The following is a 22,871-nucleotide window of genomic DNA, read 5'->3' on the forward strand; positions in this document are numbered from 1 at the left end:
TTTCGGGAAGATGGGAATCACACATTAGAGAAGCAGGCAGCTTATAATCTGAATATTATCAGGAAGCTGGCATTGAATATCTTGAAGATATCAGAAGTGGGACGCTGTCCAATGAGCATAAAAAAGAAACGGTATGCGATAGGAACAAATCCGGAAAAATATCTGGATGAACTTATGAACTTGTAAAAATTTTAAAAAACGATAGGTTTAGTTGGGAAACACATTCATGCGTTTGTCGTGTTTAGACAATGGGTTAGGGTAGCCAAAAGTGATGGCTTGTGCTAAACTTGCGTTATGGGAACGTGGAAATCAAACAGAAAGGATGCTCCGAAAATATATAGAAAACCAGGGATAGAAAGGGGATGACAGTCAATGCTGAAAGCATATAAATACAGGATATATCCGAATAGCGGACAGAGAACACAGATTGCAAAAACATTTGGCTGTTGTCGTTTTGTTTATAACCGTACACTGGAATATCGGAAAGAACTATATGAGAAAGAAAAGAAATCCATGAGTAAAACCGACTGTAATAATTACTGCAATAGGGAATTAAAGTCACAGTATGAATGGCTAAGGGAAGTCGATAAATTCGCCCTGACCAATGCAATTTATAACATGGACTCTGCCTATCAGAAATTTTTCAGGGAACATGCGGGATATCCAAAATTCAGGAGTAAACATGACAGCCATAGATCCTATACAACAAATTATACAAATGGAAATATAGCGGTAGATTTTGAGAATGGTAAGGTAAAACTGCCTAAATTAAAAGAGGTAAAAGCAAAGTTACACAGGGAATTCAGAGGACAGATCAAGTCGGCGACTGTCTCGCAGGCTCCCAGTGGAAAATATTATGTGTCCATACTTGTAGAAACGGAACATAAGGAACTGGCACATACAAAGGACAGCATAGGGATAGATCTGGGGATCAAGGATCTATGCATTACTTCCGATGGGAAGAACTATGAGAATCCAAGGATCATAAGGAAATACGAAAGACAGCTGGCAAAGCTGCAAAGGCAGCTGTCCCATAAAGAAAAGGGAAGTAAAAACTATTATAAAACAAAGAAAAAGATAGCATTATGCCATGAGAAGATAAGAAATACCAGAAAAGATTATCTGCATAAGATTTCCCATGAGATTATCAGCGAAAACCAAGTGATAGTCTCTGAGAATTTGCAGATAAAAAATATGGTAAAAGATCATCATCTGGCAAAAGGCATAAGTGATGTATCGTGGTACGAGCTGACGAGACAGTTAGAGTATAAGGCAAAATGGAATGGCAGGGAATATATCAAAATAGATACATTTTATGCCAGCAGTCAATTATGTTTCGTTTGCGGGTATCAGAATCCGGATATAAAAGATTTGTCAGTAAGAACATGGATATGTCCGCAATGTGGAGCGATACATGACAGAGATATAAATGCCGCTAAAAATATATTAGCAGAAGGATTAAGGCAGATAGCGTAAACATATATAGGGCAGGGACTGCCCGAATTAACGCCTGTGGAGATAGTAGGTTACGAGGTCGATGAAGCAGGAAGCCCAGTGGTTTTAGACAATGGGCAGTTCACTTGACAGGAGGAAGGGAAGTCCCTATAATAAATATCAGTAATGACCGGAAAAGAGGAAATAGTTATGCCAAAGGGTTCAGAAGAATTGACCAATGCAAGAAAAGAAGAGATTGTAAACGCCTGTGCGTCACTTTATGAGACTATGGGATTTAAAGATATCACCATCAGGGATATCGGAGAGAAGACTTCTTTTACCCGTACCTCCATTTATAATTATTTTCAGACAAAAGAAGAGATTTTTCTGGCTCTTTTACAGCGCGAGCATGAAGCGTGGATTGCCGATCTGGAGGCGATTATTCATCAGAATGAATCTCTGACAGCCGTAGAGTTTGCCCATGAGCTTGCCGTCACGCTGGAGAGACGGGGTACGATGCTTAAGCTCATGTCCATGAACCTTTATGATATGGAAGGCAACAGCCGCCTGGAGAATCTGGTGTCCTTTAAAACAGTGTACGCAAAAGCCATGCGGACCATTACCTGCTGCCTGGAGAAGTTCTTCCCGCATATGAGCGTGAATGATATGCAGGAGTTCCTCTATGCATTTTTTCCATTTCTGTTCGGAATCTATCCTTATACTACGGCCACGGAGAAACAGAAACAGGCTATGGAGATTGCTCATGTGGACTATGCGCAGTATTCGGTATATGAGATTACGAAGTCTTTTGTCATGAAGATGCTCTTTTTCTTCGAGAAGCAGGGCTGATCCGGAAGAAGAGACAGTTCAGACGAAAAGATAATTGAGAATAATTAAAAAAAGAAAATGCTTCACAGCATTTTGCTTTCACATTAAAAGGAGATGTTCTTCCGTTAAGGAGATGTCCTCCCGTTGTTTAAGCGCAGCGGGAGGCTCTTTTTGTTTCATAAGAAATTTTGCTGGAATTCCATATTGACAACTGACCTGTGGTGTTATAAACTGTACTTGTATATATGATACAGTATAAAACGGTGTGAGAGGTGATGATATTTTGGAGATTGTCGTGAGCAATAAGAGCAGCAAGCCTTTATATGAACAGATTGCATCGCAGATAAAGGCGGCGATTATCAGCGGAGAACTAAAGGCGGGCGATTCGATTCCGTCTGTGCGTTCCCTGGCCAGATCTCTCCATATCAGTATATTGACCGTGCAGAAGGCCTATGCGGTCCTTCAGGAAGATGGATTTATCGAGACGACTGCCGGAAAGGGCTGCTATGTATCGGCACAGAATCAGGATTTTTATCTGGAAGAACAGCAGAAAAGAATCGAGGAGAGGTTTGGGGAAGCGATTGAGATTGCCCGCGCCAGCGGGATTGCTCTTGATAAACTGATTGATTTGTTGACACTGATGTATCAGGAGGAGGAATAGATGACTGAAAACATTTTGGAAGTGAAGCATTTATCAAAAGATTACGGAGATTTTGTTCTTGACGATATCAGTTTTTCTCTGCCTCGGGGTGTGATCATGGGACTGATTGGGGAAAACGGGGCCGGGAAGTCCACAACGATCAACTGCATATTAAACGAAACAGAAAAAAGTGCGGGAGAAATACGGATTTTTGGAAAGGATCACACGGCAGAAGAGATTGCCGTCAAAGACAAGATTGGAATTGTTTTTGACGAGAATCATTTTCCGGACATTTTCACGCCGGAGGAGATCGGTACATTTCTGTCCGGTATTTATTCACGCTGGAACTGGAAGAGCTACCGGCAGTTTCTCGAACAGTTTGAGCTGCCGAAAAACAAGAAGATTAAAGATTTTTCAAAAGGAATGAAAGTAAAGCTTGCCTTTGCGGCTGCGCTCTCCCATGGAGCGGAACTGCTGATTCTCGACGAGGCGACCAGCGGCCTGGACCCGGTCATCCGGGATGACGTCCTTGATATGCTCATGGATTTTGTGCAGGACGAGAGCCATTCGGTGCTGGTGTCCTCCCACATCATCAGCGATCTGGAGAAAGTGGCGGATTACATCACATTTCTTCATAAAGGAAAGATGGTGTTCACCCATGAAAAGGATACGCTGATCGATGAATACGGTGTGCTGACCTGCGGGGCGGCAGTGTTTGACGCTCTGGACCGGTCGGAGATTATCGCATACCGCCGGAGCGAATATCAATATCAGGTGTTGGTGAAGAATCGGCAAAAGGCCGGGAGGCAGTATCCGGACGCTATCGTAGGCCCGGCTTCCATCGAGGAGATCATGCTGTTTTATGTAAAGGGGGAAATGCAGTGAAGGGATTATTGATGAAAGATTTTCTGACCATAAAGAAAAAATACGGTATGTTCCGGGTGTGGATGGATCTGGGAATCGTTGTCATTCTCATGCTGATTCTCCGGGGAGCGGCAGCCCTGTACATCAGTCTGCTTCTGATTCCTCTGGAGGCGGCGTCTATGCTCATCACCGTTATCAACTGCGATGAACAGTGGAAATGGGGAAAATACGCGGTGGCACTGCCGGTATCAAAAAAACAGATCGTGGGAAGCCGGTATGCTTTTGCGGCAGCAGCGGCGGCCGCCGGTTTCTGCCTGGCGCTGCTGGTCAATACGGTGACGTATTTCTGTTTTCCGTCGTACCGGTTTGGATTTTATCTGTTTTTATCTGCGGTTTCCTTCTGCGTTGTACTCCTGTTCCAATCCTTTATTCTGCCGTCCAATTATCTGCTGGGAGTCAACGCGGGTTTTGCCGTGATGTTCATTCTCATAATCATATTGATCGGATTGGGGCTCTGGTCGAGACTGACCGGAAATGCAGTCATGGGATTTGTAGTAAATCATTTTGATTTGAGTATGGTGGTAGGATTTGCAGGAGTTATTTTTTTATTTGCGGCGTCGTATGGGGTGTCGACGGTTTTCTTTGAGAGAAAATATGCATAACTTTCGTTGGACGGACAGACGATTTTAGGGTATGATAAGATAATAAAGCAAAGGAAGGAATCAGTTATGGATTTGCCAAAAGACCCGATGATGCTCTACAGTGTCGTCAACACAAAACTGCGGGATTATTACAGCTCTCTGGAAGCTATGTGCGAGGACATGAACCTCTCGCAGCAGGAGCTGGAGGAAACGCTTCGCGCGGCGGGATTTGAATATAATAAAGAATTGAATAAGTTTATTTAGCCGACGGATAAAGTGTGTGCATATTGTGGATGATAACAGTCTGCAATTATAAAAAATATACAAAAAAAGTCAAAAAATAGTTGATTCTCCCGGCATATTTTTTTATAATAAAGAAAATGTGAACATTTTGTGTTCAGGATTATGCGGGGAGGGATGGTATGAAGAAACGAATCGGTGCGTTGTTTCTGGCTTTTGTGCTGTTGTTTGTGGCGGCAGTTCCGGCCAGCGCGGCGCGAATCAGTATCAGCAAAAACAGCGTCACTCTGGAAGTAGGAGAGACCCATCAGCTGTATGTCACGGTGGACAGTATTGTGAGTAATGCGCAGGCGTGGGCCAGTTCGGACACCTCTGTGGCCGTGGTAGATCAGAAAGGTCTCGTGACGGCAAAGGGCAAAGGTTCTGCGGTGATAACGGGTATGATGAACGGGGTCAGTGTGGAGTGTCTGGTCTCCGTGGTGGAAAAAACGGTGAAGACCACCACCCGGTATAATGTCCTGATCCTTGACGCTTCGGGCAGCGTCAGAGGGAAGGCGCTGAAGCGGGAGAAGGAGGCAGCCAAGCGTTTCTGCCGGACAGTGCTGAATGCCGACGGGGATAATTATTTCGCACTGGTCAGTTTAAGTACCCAGGCAAAGATTATCTGCGATTTTACCAAACAGTACGACCAGTTGGCGAAGGCCATCAACGGCATGAAGGCAAAGGGCGGCACCAATATGAATCAGGCTTTTCAGCAGGCCGACAAGCTTCTTGGCGGCGTGAAGGGCGGCGATAAGGTCATAAAAAATGTGGTGCTTTGCTCCGACGGTCTGCCGGAGGACGGCGCGAAAGCGGCCAAGGGAAGATATAAGGCAAAAAATCATAAGTTCTATAAATACGCCAACGCCGTTTATAAGACGGATGTGAAGATGAAAGCGAAGAACTATTTCATATACGCCCTGGGATTTTTCCATAATTCCGAAGGAAAGGATCTGAAGTTTGGCAAGAAGCTGATGCGGGATCTGGCTTCAAAGAACCGCTATTACATAGTGAGAAAGCCGAAGGATATTGACAGGGTGTTCCGGAAGATTGCCAATAAGATTCGGAAGACTACCAAAAATGAGCCACAGCCGGTCAGAAAGGAAAAGACATCGAAGTCTTCCATCCGGCTGAGTCAGTCGAACATCACCATCTATGTGGGGCAGAAAGTAAAGCTGAAAGCCACGGTGAAGGGAAAGAACAAGAAGATAAAATGGAAGTCTTCCAATAATAAAGTGGCAAAAGTCAATAAAAAAGGCAAGGTGACCGGCGTCAGCCCGGGTCAGGTAAAGGTTACTGCTAAAGTTGGCAATAAAAAAGCCACCTGCATCGTCAATGTAATTATCAAACATCCGACCTATTCCCAGTATTTCATGGTAAATGTACAGAAATCCAAATACGGGGATAAGAAGATTGACGAGTACGGTATCCGTCTGATTACCAATGAAGAGGCGGTTATCAGGAAATGCGCGGTGTACGTCAGAAAGAATCTGGACGGCAGCTATTCCCGTACCATGGCCTGCACCGGCGATAATATTACCTACGCATATTTTGTGCCATATCTTGCAAGAAAAGGTAAGATCATTTACGAAGGTGGAAAGACCGCCAATATCAATACCATTTATCTGAGAAGGGGCAGCGACGGTGTATGGAGCCACAACGGATATTACGGTCTGGTAAACGCCAATCTGGAAGACGCCTACGGCAATGAGCTGGCAGTGGAGTCAACCGGCGTTGCCGGAAAAAACACGCAGATTTTTGATGATCTGAACGCTATGAAAGAGTGGCTGAGACAATAAAGGCGATCGTATACGGAAGACATAATAAAGACATTATAATAAAGATAACAGGAAAACCGAAGGAAAGCGGGCAGGTAAATCGCATCCTTCGGTTTTTTGTATTGATCATTGCTTTTGCAGGCGGTTAAAACGCCGCGTGGGAATCATATCAGGCGAGAAAATTCTGCGAGCGGAACGCCGAATTAAAAGAAAAACTTTGATTCCATGCGATACCGCAGCGCCTCAAAGGACGTATCGGACAGCACCTGCATGGCTTCCACAGGATAGCGGCCTGCCGCGGTCTCACCGGTGAGCATCAGAGAAGACGCGCCGTCAAGCACAGCGTTAAAAATATCGCTGACTTCCGCCCTGGTCGGTACGGGATGCTCCGTCATGGACGCCAGCATCTGGGTGACGACCATAAATGGCTTTTTAAAAGTCAGACAGGTGCGGGCAATCTGTTTTTGGACGGCAGGAAGCTTCGAGAGTGGGTATGCATTTCCCAGATCGCCCCGGGCGACGACAATCTGGTCGCAGTGCGGCAGAAGGGAAGGAAGCTGTTCCACGCCCTGCCGGTTTTCGATTTTGGCAAAGATTCGAATGTGCGCCAGATGATAGTTCATCAATGCCTGTTTCAAATTTAACAGATCTTCACTGCCACGCACAAAGGGCAGCATAACCCCGGTCACCCGGTATTTGCGCAGTACTTTCAGATTTTCCAGATCCTGATCGGTCAGGGTTGGCATTTCGACGGAAACACCATCGATGGCAAGACTCTTTCTGGAAGAGAGAAGACCTCCTGTTTTGACCTCCGCCTCTGCTTCCGGCATCGTTTGGAAGACTTTAGTTACCGTAAGAATGATATTTCCATCATCAAGGCGCAGAGTCTGTCCTTCCTTCAAATAAGAAAAAACAGCTTCAGGCACCGGAATGGCAGTTTCTGCCATGGCAGAGATTGGGCGAAGCCGCACAGTGCAGCCGTCTGACAGCGGGAGAGGCTCCTTCAGGATTCCGATGCGGACTTCCGGTCCCTGCAGGTCCACCAGCAGGTCAGGTACAATGTGCCTTTTTTCTGCAACGGCGTAAAGATTATGAAGCCACGGTTCACAGTCCGCCAGGTTAGTATGGGAAAGATTCAGGCGAAGCCCTGTCATACCTGCCTGAAACATATCATTTAATATCTCTGTGGAGTGATCGGACGGGCCGAGCGTTCCATATAATTCCAATGTTTTTCTCATAGTATACTCCTTATAAATTACTGAGGTGATTCTGGAATAGGGATTTGTCGATTTGAATCCGCAGTTTTGAAATCATCCGGGTATGGATAGACAGACGGAATTTGCGGTTTTCTATCATTACCAAACCCTGCCGCAAATTCCTGCCGCCTGCATCACCTGTATTATAGTAAAGTCACCGGATTCAAACCGACCAAATCTATACCAGAGCGGCTGGCCCGCCGGGAATTATCAGCTTCTCACCCGAATTTTTATAATACGTGCAAAAATTGCAGTCATTTATTGGAGAGCAGAGGACTGCAGAGATTTACAAATCCCCATCTGCCGCTTCTATTGTAACACATTCACGGTAATTTGACATTTTCTTTGGTTAATAATACACTATATTCATGCGTGAAAAAGTTCAGATTTCTGATGACAAAAACTTTTCTTTCACACTGAGAAATATTAGCGATAAAAAACGAAAAAACATACTTGACAATTGAATATTCATTCAACTATAATGTGCTTAGTTGAATGAATGTTCAATTGAATATACATTCATTTGACTATAGGGAGGTAGTTATGGCAACGAAAAAAAGCGACAGCACAGCGCTGTTTCCTGAGAGTATTGAGCAGGTGCAGAGAAATATGCCGGATGATGCCGATATTGAGAAAGTAGTTTCTTTTTATAAGGTTCTGGCTGACAAAACCCGGCTTCGGATTCTGTACGCCATCAAAGAACAGGAAATGTGCGCGGGAGATATCGCAGTGCTGCTTGACATGACAAAATCTGCCGTATCCCACCAGCTGGCAGTGATGCGCAACATGCATCAGATTAAATCCAGACGGGATGGGAAAAATGTTTTTTATTCACTGGATGATGAACATATTGTGGATATTCTGGAGGAGGCCATGGTACATATGGTGCATGCGGAACCATAAGCTGTCTTTTCCGTGTGCTGAAACGTTTATTCTGTACCATTTGCTGAATTACAAACGTATCAGCACACCAGGTGTAACCGGCCGGTATGCCCTTGGACAGAGTGTTTTCGTCAGCCGCCATTTCCTTCACCGAATCCGGATAAATGGGAATCATACAGTGTATAAAAATACTGAACATTGAGGATCATTTAAGAAGGGAATCTGAAATATGAAGAGAAAAGTTTATATTCTGGAGGGACTTGACTGCGCCAACTGCGCCGCCAAGATAGAAAATAAATTAAGTAAAATGCCCGGCCTTTCTGATGTTTCGGTCACTTACGCGACCAAACAGCTGCGTCTTTTCGCAGAAGACCCGGATGCGCTTCTTCCGCAGATTCGGGAAGTGGTGAAATCCATGGAGCCGGATGTGGAAGTATTGGAACGAACCCGGGGAGGAAAACAGACGCAGGCTCACGAGCATAGTCATCATGACCATGATCACCATGATCACGAGCACCACCACGATCATGGCGAGAGCTGCGGGTGCGGCCACGACCATCATGATCACGAGCATCACCATGACCACAAAGAAGGACCGCATGCCACCCGCTCCCACACACATTTTGTGGAAGAGTTCCATCATGTGGAGGGGCATCCGGAGGATTGTGACTGCGAACAGTGTCATTCCTTCGTGGAGTACTGTGATGTGTGCGGGGAGAGTCTAGCAAAATGTACTTGTCATATGCCGGATGAGGATCTGGAGAAGAGGGTGTACATTCTGGAAGACATCGACTGCGCCAACTGTGCGGCAAAGATTGAGGCGAAGATCCGGCAGATGCCGGAGGTGGGATTTGCTTCTGTGGCCTTTGCCACCAAACAGTTGCGGGTGTCTGCCAATAATCAGGATGAACTGCTGCCGAAGATGCAGGCAGTGGTGGATTCCATTGAAGACGGAGTCACTATAGTTCCGAGAAAACGGAAGAAGATTACGTCGGTATCTGATACAAAGCTTTATATTCTGGAAGGTCTTGACTGTGCCAATTGCGCCGCCAAGATTGAGGCGAAGCTGAAGACCATGGACGGGGTGGACGATGTGACCATCACATTTGCCACCAGGCAGATGAAACTGTCCGCAAAGAATCCGGACGCCATGATCCCGGCCATTCAGGCGACCATCGATTCCATGGAGGACGGCGTCACTGTGGTGCCAAAGGAAAGAAATGTGGCCGCGGCGGCCGGAGAAAAGAAGGAGCCAATCTGGAAGAATCCGCTGTTTTCCATCGGCGTCGGCGCGGCGTTGTTTGTGGTGGGCGAGATACTTGAACATGTGGGAGCAGGTCAGATTCCGCTGCTTGTACTGTTCCTGATCGCATATCTGATTCTCGGCGGCAAGGTACTGATGACCGCCGGAAAAAATATTGCCAAAGGACAGGTATTTGACGAGAATTTCCTGATGAGCATCGCCACCATCGGCGCTTTCCTGATTCAGGAATTCCCGGAGGCCGTGGGCGTCATGCTCTTCTACCGCATCGGGGAATATTTTGAGGAACGTGCGACCGAGCAGAGCCGTTCCCAGATCATGGAGGCTGTGGATCTGCGGCCGGAAGTGGTAAACCTTGTGGTTGGTGAAGATATCCGTGTCATAGACGCGGAAGAGGCAAATGTGGGAGATATCGTCCTGGTACGGCCGGGCGACCGGATTCCTCTGGACGGCGTGATTATCGACGGCGAGAGCCGAATTGATACCTCTCCGGTAACCGGAGAGCCGGTGCCGGTGATGGCGAGAGTCGGTGACGGTGTGGTGTCCGGCTGCGTGAATACCTCGGGGCAGCTGAAAGTCCGTGTGGAGAAGATTCTTGAAGAATCCATGGTCACAAGAATACTTGATTCCGTGGAAAATGCAGCGGCCAGCAAGCCGAATATCGATAAATTTATCACCAGATTTGCCCGGGTGTATACACCGTTTGTGGTATTTTTCGCACTGTTTGTGGCGTTGGTTCTTCCATTCCTTCTGCCGGAATCCATGAACTGGCATTTGTTTGTGGATCCGTCCTATGCAGGAGAAGTATCCAGAGTGTACGGCGTCAGCGGAACTGCATCCATTTACACGGCGCTGACCTTCCTGGTTATCAGTTGTCCGTGCGCATTGGTGCTGTCTGTGCCGCTGGCATTTTTCTCCGGCATTGGCGCGGGATCGAAGAAGGGTATTCTTTTCAAAGGCGGCGTTGCCATCGAAGCGTTGAAAAAAGTACAGGCCATCGTTATGGATAAAACCGGAACCATTACCAAAGGAAACTTTGTGGTTCAGTCTGCCAACCCGGTGGCCGGAACCGTGAGCGCCGATGAGCTGCTGACAGTGAGCGCCAGCTGCGAGTTGTCTTCCACTCATCCGATAGGAAACAGTATCGTGGAAGCAGCGGAACAGAAAGGTCTTGATATCGAGCGGCCTTCCAGGGTAGAAGAAATCGCCGGACATGGTATCCGCGCGGTGCTCAGCCGGGGCGAAGTCCTTTGCGGCAACCGCAAACTGATGGACGCAAACCATGTGGATATGAGTGCGTACCGGAAAGAAGATTTCGGAACAGAAGTTCTCGTGGCTCTGAACGGAACGTTTATCGGCAATATCGTCATTTCCGATACGATTAAAGAAGACGCACCGTCCGCTATTGCGGCAGTGAAAAAACTGGGTATCCGCACGGTTATGCTGACGGGAGACGCTCAGGAAAGCGCCGAGAAAGTTGCAAAAGACACAGGAATCGATGAGGTACATGCGAAGCTGCTGCCGGAAGAGAAACTTTCCGAACTTCAGAAAGTGCGGAAACAGCACGGAGCTGTCATGTTTGTGGGCGACGGAATCAACGACGCGCCCGTGCTGGCGGGAGCCGATGTGGGAGCTGCCATGGGAAGCGGCGCTGACGCCGCCATCGAGGCTGCCGACGTGGTATTCATGAACTCAGAAATGAATGCGATACCGCAGGCACTGCGTATTGCCAGAATGACCAACAGCATTTCCTGGCAAAACGTGGTATTTGCCCTGACCATCAAGATCATTGTCATGATCATGGGGCTGTTCGGTTTTGCCAACATGTGGATCGCCGTTTTTGCCGACACAGGAGTGTCCGTCATCTGCCTGTTAAATTCCATCCGGATTCTCAGAAAATGAGAGCAGGATGAAACCCGATAACTGAAAATAGAAATCGTATCCAAAAGCAAGGACGCGCTGTATATGGAAAATGTATTCATATGCGGCGCGTTTTTTTACGGAAAATAAAATAAATAACTTATTACACAATTAATGAACATATAAAAAATAATGCTACAAAAAGTGCCACAGATTGACCATACTAAAATATATAAGATAAAATAAATAATAAATGACAAAGGAACGGTGAATACATGTCCATTTTATCGGAAAAACTGAAATATTTTGTGGAGCAGAAAGGATACAGTATCGCGGATTTGGCCGGCAGAAGCGGGATTGAGAGAGCGACTCTTTATCAGTACCTGAAAGGAAGCCGCCCGTTGAAAAATCACGTCCATCTGGAGACTTTGATGGCGGAGCTTCAGCTTACGCCGGATGAAAGTCAGGAGATACTGGAAGCTTATGAGATCACGCAGATTGGGCAGGTGCAGTATAACCGCCGCTGTAAGGTCAGGGAAATCCTCAATTCGCTCCTGACCATTGAGGAGAAGACTTCTGTGGTTCCGAAACTGGAGCAGGAAATGTATCTGCGGACGGCAGAGGGGCAGCGGCTGATTCAGGGAGAACTGGAAATCAATCGCCTTGTCAGCAACATCATCTACGAAAATGTGATCCGGGGTGGAGAACTGAGACTCCTTACCCAGCCAGACAATGATCTGTTGATGGAATCCCTGCTCCTTCTATGCGACGATAACATTCAGACAAAGGTCACGCAGATTATCTGTCTGGAAGCGGGCGGAGGAAGAGATGGATGCCGCAATCTGGAAAATATCCGGCGGATTCTCCGGTATGGCGTCGGTATCCGTCATTACGAACCGAGGTACTACTACGGAAGACCGGCGGAACACTATGGCGTCATGAATGTGATGCCGTATCTTGTGGTCACGGACCGCTGCGCCGTTCAGATATCCTCAGACTGGAAGGCGGCGATTCTCCACAGTGAACCCGCAGTCGTGACGTATTTCAGACATTTTTTCGAGAAAATGTGCCGGCAGAGTCATACGTTTATGACCAGCATCGACGGTTTTCTCGGCAACCAGGCAAAGTGGGGACAACAATATCTGCAGATTACAGCGCTTTCCAATATTCTTGAAATCTGTTCCGGTTTGTGCAGCGTTCAGTTCTGGGACGAGACACTCATCAGAAAATATATCAATCCCGGTATTCCCGACTGTGAGTCCGTCATAAAGAATTATTCCGCCTATGTGTCTGTTCTCTATCAGGTGAAAAAACGGCGCCATACCACGGTGCTTATGAACGCTTCCTTCGTGGAGAGATTTATACAGGATGGTATTTTACGCGAATACCCGTCCATCTTCTTCAAGGGAGCCATATCGGCGGCCGACCGCCGGCTCCTGATCGAACGGATTCTCAAAGCGGTGGACGAGGGATGGTATCACATCCGCCTGCTGCCGGGAGAGAATTTCCCTCTGTACTACCACTGGGAGATACTTCTCAGCCGGGGAGAGAGCATGCTGTTTCAGTACGCCCACCAGAACCAGTTCAAGATCTTTCAGTTCACCGAGGCGGATATCCTGGAGGCGGTCTACGATTATCTTGCAAGTATCTCCGTCGGCAAAGACACACTGGACGACGCACAGTCGGCGGCGCAGCTGCGGGAGTGGATGGAGGAGTATCTGGGGTGAAGGAGTATTTTAGAGGAAAATCAATCAGATAGCGGGAAATGTGGGAACAAGTTTTTGAAAGGGGAAAGAGTGTATGAAAGAAAAACTGAGAAATAGTATATTTTGTCTGACTTTAATTTTGATGGCAGGATTATTTTTAGGAGAAAGTAAAGTATACGCTGTAGAAGTGGGATCTGATACGGATGCTTATGATGGAGAATGGGGATATCGCTTTCTTGATGATGGTACTGTAAGCATTTCAGAATATTTGGGAGAAGGCGGTAATATAACGATCCCAACTGAATTAGGAGGATATCCGGTTTCGGAGATTGGTCGTTATCCCTGGTCCAATGCGAGTGCGCTTTATGACAAACTTGACACATTGACGGAAATTACAATTCCAGGAAGTGTAAAAAAGATAGATTATGCATTTGGGGGCAGTAGCAATTTAAAAAAAGTAACGATTGAAGATGGTGTGGAATCAATTAATTCAGCTTTTCAAAGTTGTGATAGTCTGGAATCGGTGGAGGTCCCGGGAAGTATTGTTTCGATGAATGGAGCTTTTAGTTCTTGTGACAAGCTGAAAACTGTAATAATTGACAGTGGGGTAGAAACTGTAGCTGGATTTAGTGGCTGCGATAATCTTACTGATGTAGTGATACCTTATGGTGTGAAAGAAATTGCGGGAGGCGCTTTCAGCTATTGTGAAAACCTTACTAATATTACCCTTCCAGGAGAAGTGGAAATAAATCGTACTTCCTTTGACGGTACATTTAATATTCAGACGATAACAATAGCAGAAGGCTCAGAAAAGGTAAGTTATAATTTAAATTACATTTTTGATCAGGCGGTAAGCAGTGCAAATGGTACAAGGAAATCTTTGAAAACTCTGAATATTCCGGATAGTGTAACAACCATGGAAGATAATATTTTTGAAAGATGTACGGCTCTCACAACGATCAATTTGAGCAACAATCTTACAAACCTGGGGAAAAGACAGTTTTATAGATGTACCAGCCTGACTCATATTACATTGCCGGATTCTCTTATTACTATTGATGAAAGTGCATTTTCTAGCTGTTCGTTGTTAGCTGAAATAAATATTCCGGACAGCGTGATTCGTATAGAAGATAGTGCGTTTGCCAGTTGCTACAAATTGAGTAATGTGACATTTGGAGAGAATCTTCAGTCGATTGGAGAAACTGCATTTTTTTTCACTGATTTAGTAAATGTAACTTTTGGAAATAATCTCCAGTCAATTGGTTCTCGTGCTTTTGACATGACCAGTTCGACTATGAGGAGTGCGACGATTCCTAAAAATGTGACAAGCATTGGTGAAGATGCCTTTGAGAGTAGTGAAGATTTGACTATTTATGGTTATACAGGTTCTGCAGCCCAGGTTTATGCGCAGGAAAATAATATCAGATTTGTTGCATTGGATGGCGGACAAGGTACTCAGAGTGGTTCCAGCACCCAAAAAACACCGGGAGGAGGAACAGGAAACTCCGGTTCTTCTTACACAGGTGACGTCCGCAGAACAGCTGGTTCCGGCGCATCCAGAGCGATCTACACGACAACCGGATCGGATACTGCCGAATACAGTTTCCCTGCTGTTGCTTCCGGCGTAACGGAAATCGTGATTCCGGATACAGTGATTATCAACGGCAGAAGCTATAAAGTCACTTACGTCGGTTCCAATGCTTTCGCCGGAAATACGACCATTACCAAAGTGAGCATCGGAAACAACGTGCAGACCATAAGAAGCGGAGCCTTCGCCGGATGTACGAACCTTAAGAAAATTACCGGAGGAAAGAGCCTGACTTATATTTATGAAAGAGCATTTGAAAACTGCGCGAAATTAAAAAAGGTGAATCTCACCTCCAAGTCTTTGATTTCCATAGGTGATTATGCTTTCCGGAAATGTACATCATTAAAGAGTCTTACTGTAAAATCAAAAAAACTTACATTCATTGGGAAACAGGCTTTTGCAGGGGATAAGAAACTGAAAAAGGTGACTCTATCCACTACGAAACTGAAGAAATCGTCTGTGAAAGCGAAAGCATTTAAAGGAATCGCAAAGAAATGTGTCTTCAAGGTGCCGGCGAAGAAAGCAGCGGCATACAGAAAGATATTCAAGGCGAGAGGCGCGAAAAAGGAGATAGTTAAATAATAAAATGTGAAAAAAGGAAATAGTCTTTTGTCACATAGTTAGAGGGGAAAATTAAAGCAGAAATTGTGGAGGAATGGGTATGAAACAAAACAAATGGAAACTCCTGACTCTTTGTCTGGCTTTTTTCGGGTTGTTTATCCTGGCAGGAAACGACAGTCTGGATGTGAAGGCGGCAACGGTAACCCATAAGGAAAACGGATGGACGTATACCATAACGGATGGTACGGCGGTAGTGACTGATTATACGGGCAGTGAAACGGAGGTTACGGTACCGGAAAGGATGACGTATAATGGACGCTCATATTTAATTCGTTCTGTTGGTGATAGCTGTTTTGAGGATTGTGATGGGATTGAATCGGTGACTATTCCAGAGCAAATTACCTATCTTGGAAAATGTGCATTTAAAAACTGTACTTCTTTAAGAGAGGTGACAATTTTGAGTGATTTGGATGGGTGTAGTTCATATTCTATTAATGCAACCAGTTTGTATCATGGAAGGGATTCAAAAACAAATTCTGTGTTTTATAACACGGGAAGCAATGCACCTTCATTAACTGTGACATTTGGGAATGGTGTAACATATATTCCGTCATATCTTTTTGCAACAGCTGATGAAAATGGAAAACGAAATTACTGTTATGTAACGGAAGTAAATATTCCAGATAGTGTAAAAGAAATAGGAGAGTATGCATTTTATAATTGTTTTGCTCTTGAAGGTATCACAATTGGAGATGGAGTAACCAATATCGATGAATATAGTTTTGCAAATTGTACAGATTTACAAGCAACTGAAATGGGAACGAGAGTTAACACCATTGGAGAGTATGCATTTTCTGGTTGTATCAATCTTGATACGCTTGTATTAAACAATTCACTTGCAACAATTTCCAGCTATGCTTTCCAAAATTGTTCTTTGAAAGAGATTGTGTTACCAACATCATTAAAATCATTAGAGAAAGGTGCATTTAAAAACTGTACATTTCTTAATGATGTGACTATACAAAGTAATCTAGCAGATTGTAATAAGAGTTCCATAAATACAAATAGTATATGGAAATATGATAATTCTGAAGATTATTCTGTGTTTTATAACACGGGAGCAAATGCTGGCACATTCACTGTCACCTTCACAAACGGCGTGACAAAAGTCCCTGCCTATCTTTTTGCCACGGGATATGATGAAGGGCAGAATGTATACTGCCATATCACGGATGTCAGGATTCCGGACAGCGTGACGGAAATCGGAGACGGCGCATTTTATAACTGTTATGATTTGAGGACTCTCAGGATCGGATCCGGGATAAAGACCATCGGAGAGAAGATGTTTACTTCCAGCCCTGATTTGACAATATACGGTTACACCAATTCAGTGGCAGAAACCTGTGCCAGCGAGTATAGGATACCGTTTGTATCAGTGGGAGCTATTCAGCCAACGGCATCCGGAAATTCTGGGAATTCAGGTTCTTCCGGAAACGGCAATACGACAACGTCTTCTGGTTCTGGTACATCAACGTCAGGCAGCAAGAAAACTTCTTCCACAAGCGGTAAAAACTCTTCGAGAAGCAGTGTCAGCCTTTCGCGTCCTTTTATTTCAAAAGTAAAAAACAAAAAGAAGAGGAAAGTGGTACTGAAATGGAGTAAGAACAGATCTGCCAGCGGATATCAGATTCAGTATTCAAAGAAAAGCAGCTTTAAAAATAAAAAGACAAAAACAATAAAGAGCAGTTCTAAAGGAAAGATCACGCTCAAAAAGTTAAAGAAGGGTAAAACCTATTATATACGTGTGCGCAGCTACAAAACAGTAGCTGGAAAGAAAACGTATTCATCATGGAGCTATGTACGTTCCGTAAGAATTGTTAAATAACAGAATATAAAAAAGGAATAACTGTGTTACAGGGCGGTTATTCCTTTATTTGTATATTTTTACTATATAATATTTATTTATGAGATGAAAAAATTTTTCAAGACAGAGAAGGTGAGAAAGTATGATGAAAAAAGGAAAAAAGATATTAAGTATTTTACTGTCTATGATTCTTGTTCTGGGACTGGTTCCGGCAGATGGCGCGGAATTCGTTTCAGAGAAGATGGGCGCATGGATAGAAGTGCAGGCGGCGGAGACTGTCTCCGCAAGCGGCACCTGCGGGGATAATCTGACATGGGAGTTGTCGGAAGACGGGGTGTTGACCTTATCCGGGACGGGGGAGATGGATGATTGGAAAAGTACAAGGAAATCTCCTTGGTATGATGATAGATATCAGATTACTAAAGTAGATATAAAAAGTGGAGTTATGTCAGTTGGCAACATGGCATTTCGGGATTGTATTTTTTTATCTGAGATTAAAATTCCAGATACGGTCACATCAATTGGCAACTATGCTTTTGATAACTGCGAAAGCCTGAGTACCATTGAATTGCCTGAATCAGTTACCGAAATAGGAGCTGCTGCATTCTATTGTTGTGATGGGCTAACTGAAATTAATATTCCGGAAAAAGTGACAACAATTGAAAGTAGTACATTTCACGCTTGTATATCTCTTGAAAAAATTGAGATTCCGGAAAATGTAACGTCAATTGGTGGAAGAGCTTTTAGTTATTGTACTAGCTTATCTGAAATTACAATTCCGGAGGGGGTAACAATAATCGAGAGTTCAACATTTCATGATTGCAGTGGTTTGGAAAAAGTTACTTTGCCAACTAATTTAACATTGATTGCTGACCGTGCATTTTCCGGATGCAGTAGTTTGAAGGAAATTGCACTTCCGGATAGCGTTACATCAATAGGAGAATATGCCTTTAGCTTCTGTAAAAGTTTGCTTAACGTTGTCATTCCTCAGAATGTTACTATTATTGAATATAATTTATTTTATTATTGCACTAATTTAAAGCAAGTAATCATACCAGATAGTGTTACAAGTATTGCGATGGATGCGTTTCAACGGTGTGAAAGTTTACAGGAAATAGTTATACCATATGGTGTAACGAAAATTCTTTCTAGCACATTTCGATGGTGTACTCAATTAGAAAGAGTTGATATTCCGAATAGTGTAACAGCGATTGGAGGCGACGCTTTTGGTGAATGCGTTAATTTGACGGATGTTTATTATAGCGGTAGTGAAGAAGAATGGAATGCTATTAGCATCGGATCTGATAATTCTGATTTGACCAGTGCAACCATTCACTACAATAGTTACGATCCGGACCAAGGACTCTACTCCATCCAGATTTCCCCGGACATCGAACACGGCGAAGTTTCTGCCACAAGTTCCGCTAAAGAAGGCGAGACGATTACAATTTCTGTGACCCCGGAGGAAGGATATATGCAGCAGCAGCTGACGGTGACGACGGAGGACGGAGAGATAATTGAAGCAGCGGCTCAGGACGAGGATACATACACATTTACCATGCCGGCGGCAAATGTTACGATTTCAGCAGAATTTTCCATGTCCATAAGAGACCTGCAGTGCAGCAGTTCGGCGGCTGTGGAGGTGGGGGATACCGGAGTGTTGAGTTCTAAAGTTTTTGAGGATTCTTCGGAGGATTTGAAACAGTTGACAGGAGAAATCCAGTGGACATCCAGCGACACGTCGGTGGTGGAAATTGGAAAAGTCGGGTATTTTAAGGCGACAAGTCCTGTAACATATACCATAGGTGAAGAGAAGGTTGATGTATGGAGCGCATTGGGCGTTACAAATTTCACAGGAGTGTCTCCGGGAACAGCGACTATTACCGGCAAGGCGGACGGGGTATCCGTCACCTGTGAAGTGACCGTGACGGAACCGGAGGATATGGAGAGCAGCGAAGGAGGCAGTCTGACTCTGGGAGAGGATATTTCCGGGTCTGCGGGCAGCGACAGCGGAGTATCGCAGTTTTTCCCTGCGGACTGGTCGCTGAAGAGTTCTGTATTTCCGGTGGAAATTATTGTGACGGAAGATAAGGAAGAGGGAACGTACAAAATACGTGGAACCATCGGTATTGGAAAATCCGACTGGCTCAATAATGATGCAAAGTGGAACAAATATAAGCAAAATGTGGAAGATGCCAGCAAATATTCCGGCAGGGTGGACTGTCTGGACAGTTTCCGCAAGGCCTGGGGTGTGAAGTCGGTGACGGCTGTTTCCACGGAAAAGTTCAATGTTCTTCCAAAGGTATCGGTCATGGGCTATTTTGAAAATGTCTATGATCTGAATATGAATCCGATTTCTACTACCGGCAAACTGGCCGCGAATGCCAAATGGGAAGGAAGCGTAGACTGGCAGTTCGTGACGCCGATCGGGCCGTTTTATCTGACTCTGAGAGGGGGAGGAGAATTGTCCGGGAACATCGGACCGGAGTATGATTATAATACAAAAACGGTAAATGTGGTGGATGGAGAGTTGACATTCACTCCGTCCATTAAAATCGAAGGGGGATATGGGATCTATAAAGTGGCGACCTTCGGTGGATATGGAAAATTATCTGCGCCGATTACGCTCATACCTGCCACAAAAGGTGAATGGGAAGCGAGCGCTTCTCTTCATATAGAAGTGGTTTTCCTTCTGGATTTTGAGCAGGAGCTGCTTTCCAGCAGCGGAACGCTCTGGGATACCACAGGTTCCTCGAAAGCGCTGACAAAGGCGGCGGCCAATGGAGGCATCTCGTTGTCGGAGGGAACGCTTTCAGAGATTGATACCTCCTCCCTGAACGATGTCAGCGCATGGAACACGGGAGGCAGCAGCTCTCTGCGGGCCAGAGCGGCGCAGGATTCAGTGGATTCCGAGACGACTGTCCTGGACAATGTTCTTGGAGGTTCTCTGCCGATGCAGGCGGAGATTAATGGAAAACGTGTCATGGTCTTCCAGTCCTATATCAATGGCAGGGAGACTCTGGACAGTTCGATACTTATGTATTCTGTTTATGAGAACGGCGCATGGTCAGACCCGCAGGCCGTGTGGGATACCGGTACAGCCGATCTGTATGCGGATATGCAGGTGGTAAATGATCAGCTGGTTCTTGTATGGCAGAAGGAACGGGATAATATAACCGGTGATGTGGAGGACGACAGCGAGGCTGTTCTGGATGCATATGCACAGAATTCAGAAATCTGTTTTGCGGTCTTTGATGAGGAAAACAATACATTTACACATACTTCATATGTGACAGAGAACGAATATTACGATATGATGCCAGAAATCTGTCATGACAGTGATGATGGAATTGTTATCTCCTGGGTGAGGAACAATGCGGCGGATCTGATGCAGGAGACCGGCTCCAATACCATTTACACTGCAAAATGGAATGGCGAATCTTTTGGAGCGGAAGAAGAACTTCTGACCACAGACGGAACTGTCGATGATTATGTTTTGTATGAGAGTGACGGGAAGCTCCAGACTATATTTGTCAGCCAGTCAGATGGTCTGACGGCTGTGCTTGATACGGACGGTCAGCCTGTGGACGCCCTTTCTGATCTGGTGATGTTCTCAAAGGACGGAAATATTTCCAGTCTGGATTATGTGGACGGACAGATTGTCTGTGTATCTGGCGGAACGTTATATTCTTATGATCTGTCCGGCGGAGCGGTAGAGACATATCTGGCGGGAGAAAGTTCCTTTGGCTCGGAGATTCAGTACGTTTCAGGCGGCGGCAAGAGCGGATATGTGTGGAGCCTCTACGATGAGGAGACCGGAACAGGAAGTATCGTAGCGTCCATGCGGACAGAGGATGGTTATTCGGAGCCGGTAACGTTGTATGAGAAAGAGGGCGTGATCTGGAGATACATTTCTGCCATTCTGGATGAAGAAGGAAACTGGCAGTTTGTGGCCAACGCGGAAGACGCCGGGGCCGATTCTCATTCTCTCATATCCATTGGGAAAGCGCCGGAAACCGGCATTACACTGGCAGGAGCCTTCGTGGATGAAAAAGATGTGGTTGACGGAAAGACAGGTGTGGATTATTTCCTGAGAAACACCGGCGATACTACAATCAATGAGCTGGAGATTACCATCACCCTGAAAAACGGCGAACAGATCACGGAGAAAGTTCCGGTTACGATTTTACCGGGAGAAGATGTGGCGGGAACCGCTTATGTGGATTTGTCAGGAGTGGATTCTAAACAGAATATACAGATTTCTGTTGTGGGCGCGGGTCAGGCGGATGTATCGGACTGTACGGCGGAAGATACCGTCGGGCTGCCGGACATTTCTGTCACAGGTACCTGCGTGGAGAATGGAGATGATGTGATTGTTACAGCACTGCTTTCCAATGAAAGTTCGATGGACACGGAAGTCTCCCTGTCTCTGTTTGGGGATGAGACCATGGCAACAGAACTGACGAAGTCTGATCTGATCACAGTGAAGGCGGGCAACAGTGAAAATGTTTTCTTGTCTGTGAAGAAGGATGCCATTCAATATAATGAAAATGACGCCGTTTATCTGACCCTGAAAGCGAGCGTTGACAGCGGAGACTTTGACGAAGATAACAATACGGCATATGTTGTCCTTTATAAGGAGATACCGGATGATAATCCGGGAGGAGATACCGGGGATACCACAGAGCAGCAGCCGTCGACGGAGACGCCTGGGACGGGAACACAGACGCCGTCAACGGGCGCCGGAGAAAATACGTCAGAGCCGTCAGGTTCCGGCGGAAGTTCATCGCAGACCACCCCGTCGGCCAGCACCTCCGGCAGCACGCTGCCACCGGCAGGCACAACCCTGACAGTTGGCAATGCGTCTTACATTGTTACCACAGCCGGGTCTGCTGTGGCTTATGCGAAGAATCTGAATACAAAAGCGACAGCCGTTGCAGTGCCGTCGGAGGTAAAAATCGACGGTATTACGTATAAGGTGACATCTATTGCCGACAATGCATTTAAGAATAATAAAAAACTGAAAAAAGTTACCATTGGAAGCAATGTTACCAGCATCGGCAATTCCGCTTTCAGAAACTGCACGGCCCTCAAAAAAGTTGTCATACCGGCAAAAGTGAAACAGATCGGCAAAAAAGCTTTTTATAACTGTAAGAAACTACAGTCTCTGGCCATCAAAGCGAAGAAACTGACGGCAAAGACCGTGGGAGCCAAGGCATTTGCCAAAGCGGGAAGCAGTAATTATTCTAAACTGAAAGTGAAGGTGCCGAAGAAGAAATATACGGCTTATGTGAAGATGCTGAGGAAGAAAGGCTTATCAGCCAGGGCGAAGGTAAGCAAATGATACTGACAGATGAGATTTTATGAAATCAACCAGGCGCGTCATATGACGCGCCTGGTTTACGTTTATATGTGTTTATGTTCGTTAT

At 45.5% G+C, this 22,871-nt stretch carries 14 protein-coding genes and 1 pseudogene; 14 read left to right on the forward strand and 1 reads right to left on the reverse strand.

All coding sequences use genetic code 11. The features are described from left to right. The 8 genes and pseudogenes from B5F87_RS20985 to B5F87_RS10370 all read left to right on the forward strand — a co-directional run. Positions 1-186: pseudogene (locus B5F87_RS20985) on the forward strand (ISAs1 family transposase); the annotation flags it as partial. Positions 187-372: 186 nt separating this feature from the next. Beyond that, positions 373-1,476, forward strand: coding sequence for an IS200/IS605 family element RNA-guided endonuclease TnpB (gene tnpB / locus B5F87_RS10340; RefSeq protein WP_087280717.1), 1,104 nt, complete (start codon positions 373-375; stop codon positions 1,474-1,476). Between the two features lie 168 nt (positions 1,477-1,644). Then, on the forward strand, positions 1,645-2,283 hold the full coding sequence (locus tag B5F87_RS10345; protein WP_087280917.1) for a TetR family transcriptional regulator: 639 nt from the start codon (positions 1,645-1,647) through the stop codon (positions 2,281-2,283). 262 nt (positions 2,284-2,545) lie between these two features. Continuing rightward, entirely contained in the window at positions 2,546-2,923 is a 378-nt protein-coding gene (locus B5F87_RS10350; RefSeq protein ID WP_087280720.1) for a GntR family transcriptional regulator, read from the forward strand. Then, positions 2,924-3,787, forward strand: a complete 864-nt coding sequence (locus B5F87_RS10355; protein WP_087280723.1) for an ABC transporter ATP-binding protein — start codon at positions 2,924-2,926, stop codon at positions 3,785-3,787. Further along, positions 3,784-4,428, forward strand: a complete 645-nt coding sequence (locus B5F87_RS10360; RefSeq protein ID WP_087280726.1) for an ABC-2 transporter permease — start codon at positions 3,784-3,786, stop codon at positions 4,426-4,428. The genes B5F87_RS10355 and B5F87_RS10360 overlap by 4 nt, the downstream gene beginning before the upstream one ends. A 66-nt stretch (positions 4,429-4,494) precedes the next feature. Then, entirely contained in the window at positions 4,495-4,671 is a 177-nt protein-coding gene (locus B5F87_RS10365) for a DUF4250 domain-containing protein (protein WP_087280729.1), read from the forward strand. A 158-nt stretch (positions 4,672-4,829) separates the two neighbouring features. Continuing rightward, positions 4,830-6,485, forward strand: coding sequence for an Ig-like domain-containing protein (locus B5F87_RS10370; RefSeq protein WP_087280731.1), 1,656 nt, complete (start codon positions 4,830-4,832; stop codon positions 6,483-6,485). A gap of 182 nt (positions 6,486-6,667) precedes the next feature. On the opposite strand, the gene B5F87_RS10375 is transcribed toward B5F87_RS10370, so the two are convergent. Beyond that, complete coding sequence (locus B5F87_RS10375) at positions 6,668-7,702, reverse strand: pyruvate kinase (RefSeq protein ID WP_204246069.1); 1,035 nt, start codon at positions 7,700-7,702, stop codon at positions 6,668-6,670. Between the two features lie 561 nt (positions 7,703-8,263). On the opposite strand from B5F87_RS10375, the gene B5F87_RS10380 reads away from it, so the two are divergent. The 6 genes from B5F87_RS10380 (at position 8,264) to B5F87_RS10410 (ending at position 22,786) form a co-directional block, all read left to right on the forward strand. Beyond that, positions 8,264-8,623 (forward strand): metalloregulator ArsR/SmtB family transcription factor, encoded by a 360-nt coding sequence (locus B5F87_RS10380; RefSeq protein WP_087280735.1) that lies wholly within the window; start codon positions 8,264-8,266, stop codon positions 8,621-8,623. 208 nt (positions 8,624-8,831) lie between these two features. Then, on the forward strand, positions 8,832-11,765 hold the full coding sequence (locus B5F87_RS10390; RefSeq protein WP_087280740.1) for a heavy metal translocating P-type ATPase: 2,934 nt from the start codon (positions 8,832-8,834) through the stop codon (positions 11,763-11,765). A gap of 233 nt (positions 11,766-11,998) precedes the next feature. Then, positions 11,999-13,450, forward strand: coding sequence for a helix-turn-helix transcriptional regulator (locus tag B5F87_RS10395; protein ID WP_087280745.1), 1,452 nt, complete (start codon positions 11,999-12,001; stop codon positions 13,448-13,450). 73 nt (positions 13,451-13,523) lie between these two features. Next, positions 13,524-15,599, forward strand: coding sequence for a leucine-rich repeat protein (locus tag B5F87_RS10400; protein ID WP_087280747.1), 2,076 nt, complete (start codon positions 13,524-13,526; stop codon positions 15,597-15,599). 79 nt (positions 15,600-15,678) lie between these two features. Beyond that, a complete protein-coding gene (locus tag B5F87_RS10405) occupies positions 15,679-17,463 on the forward strand; it encodes a leucine-rich repeat domain-containing protein (protein ID WP_158097022.1) in 1,785 nt (594 codons plus the stop codon). A 121-nt stretch (positions 17,464-17,584) separates the two neighbouring features. Beyond that, positions 17,585-22,786, forward strand: coding sequence for a leucine-rich repeat protein (locus B5F87_RS10410; RefSeq protein WP_087280753.1), 5,202 nt, complete (start codon positions 17,585-17,587; stop codon positions 22,784-22,786). Positions 22,787-22,871: the final 85 nt, after the last annotated feature.

Source organism: Eubacterium sp. An3, assembly GCF_002159465.1.
Taxonomy (GTDB): Bacteria; Bacillota; Clostridia; order Lachnospirales; family Lachnospiraceae; genus Anaerobutyricum; species Anaerobutyricum stercoris.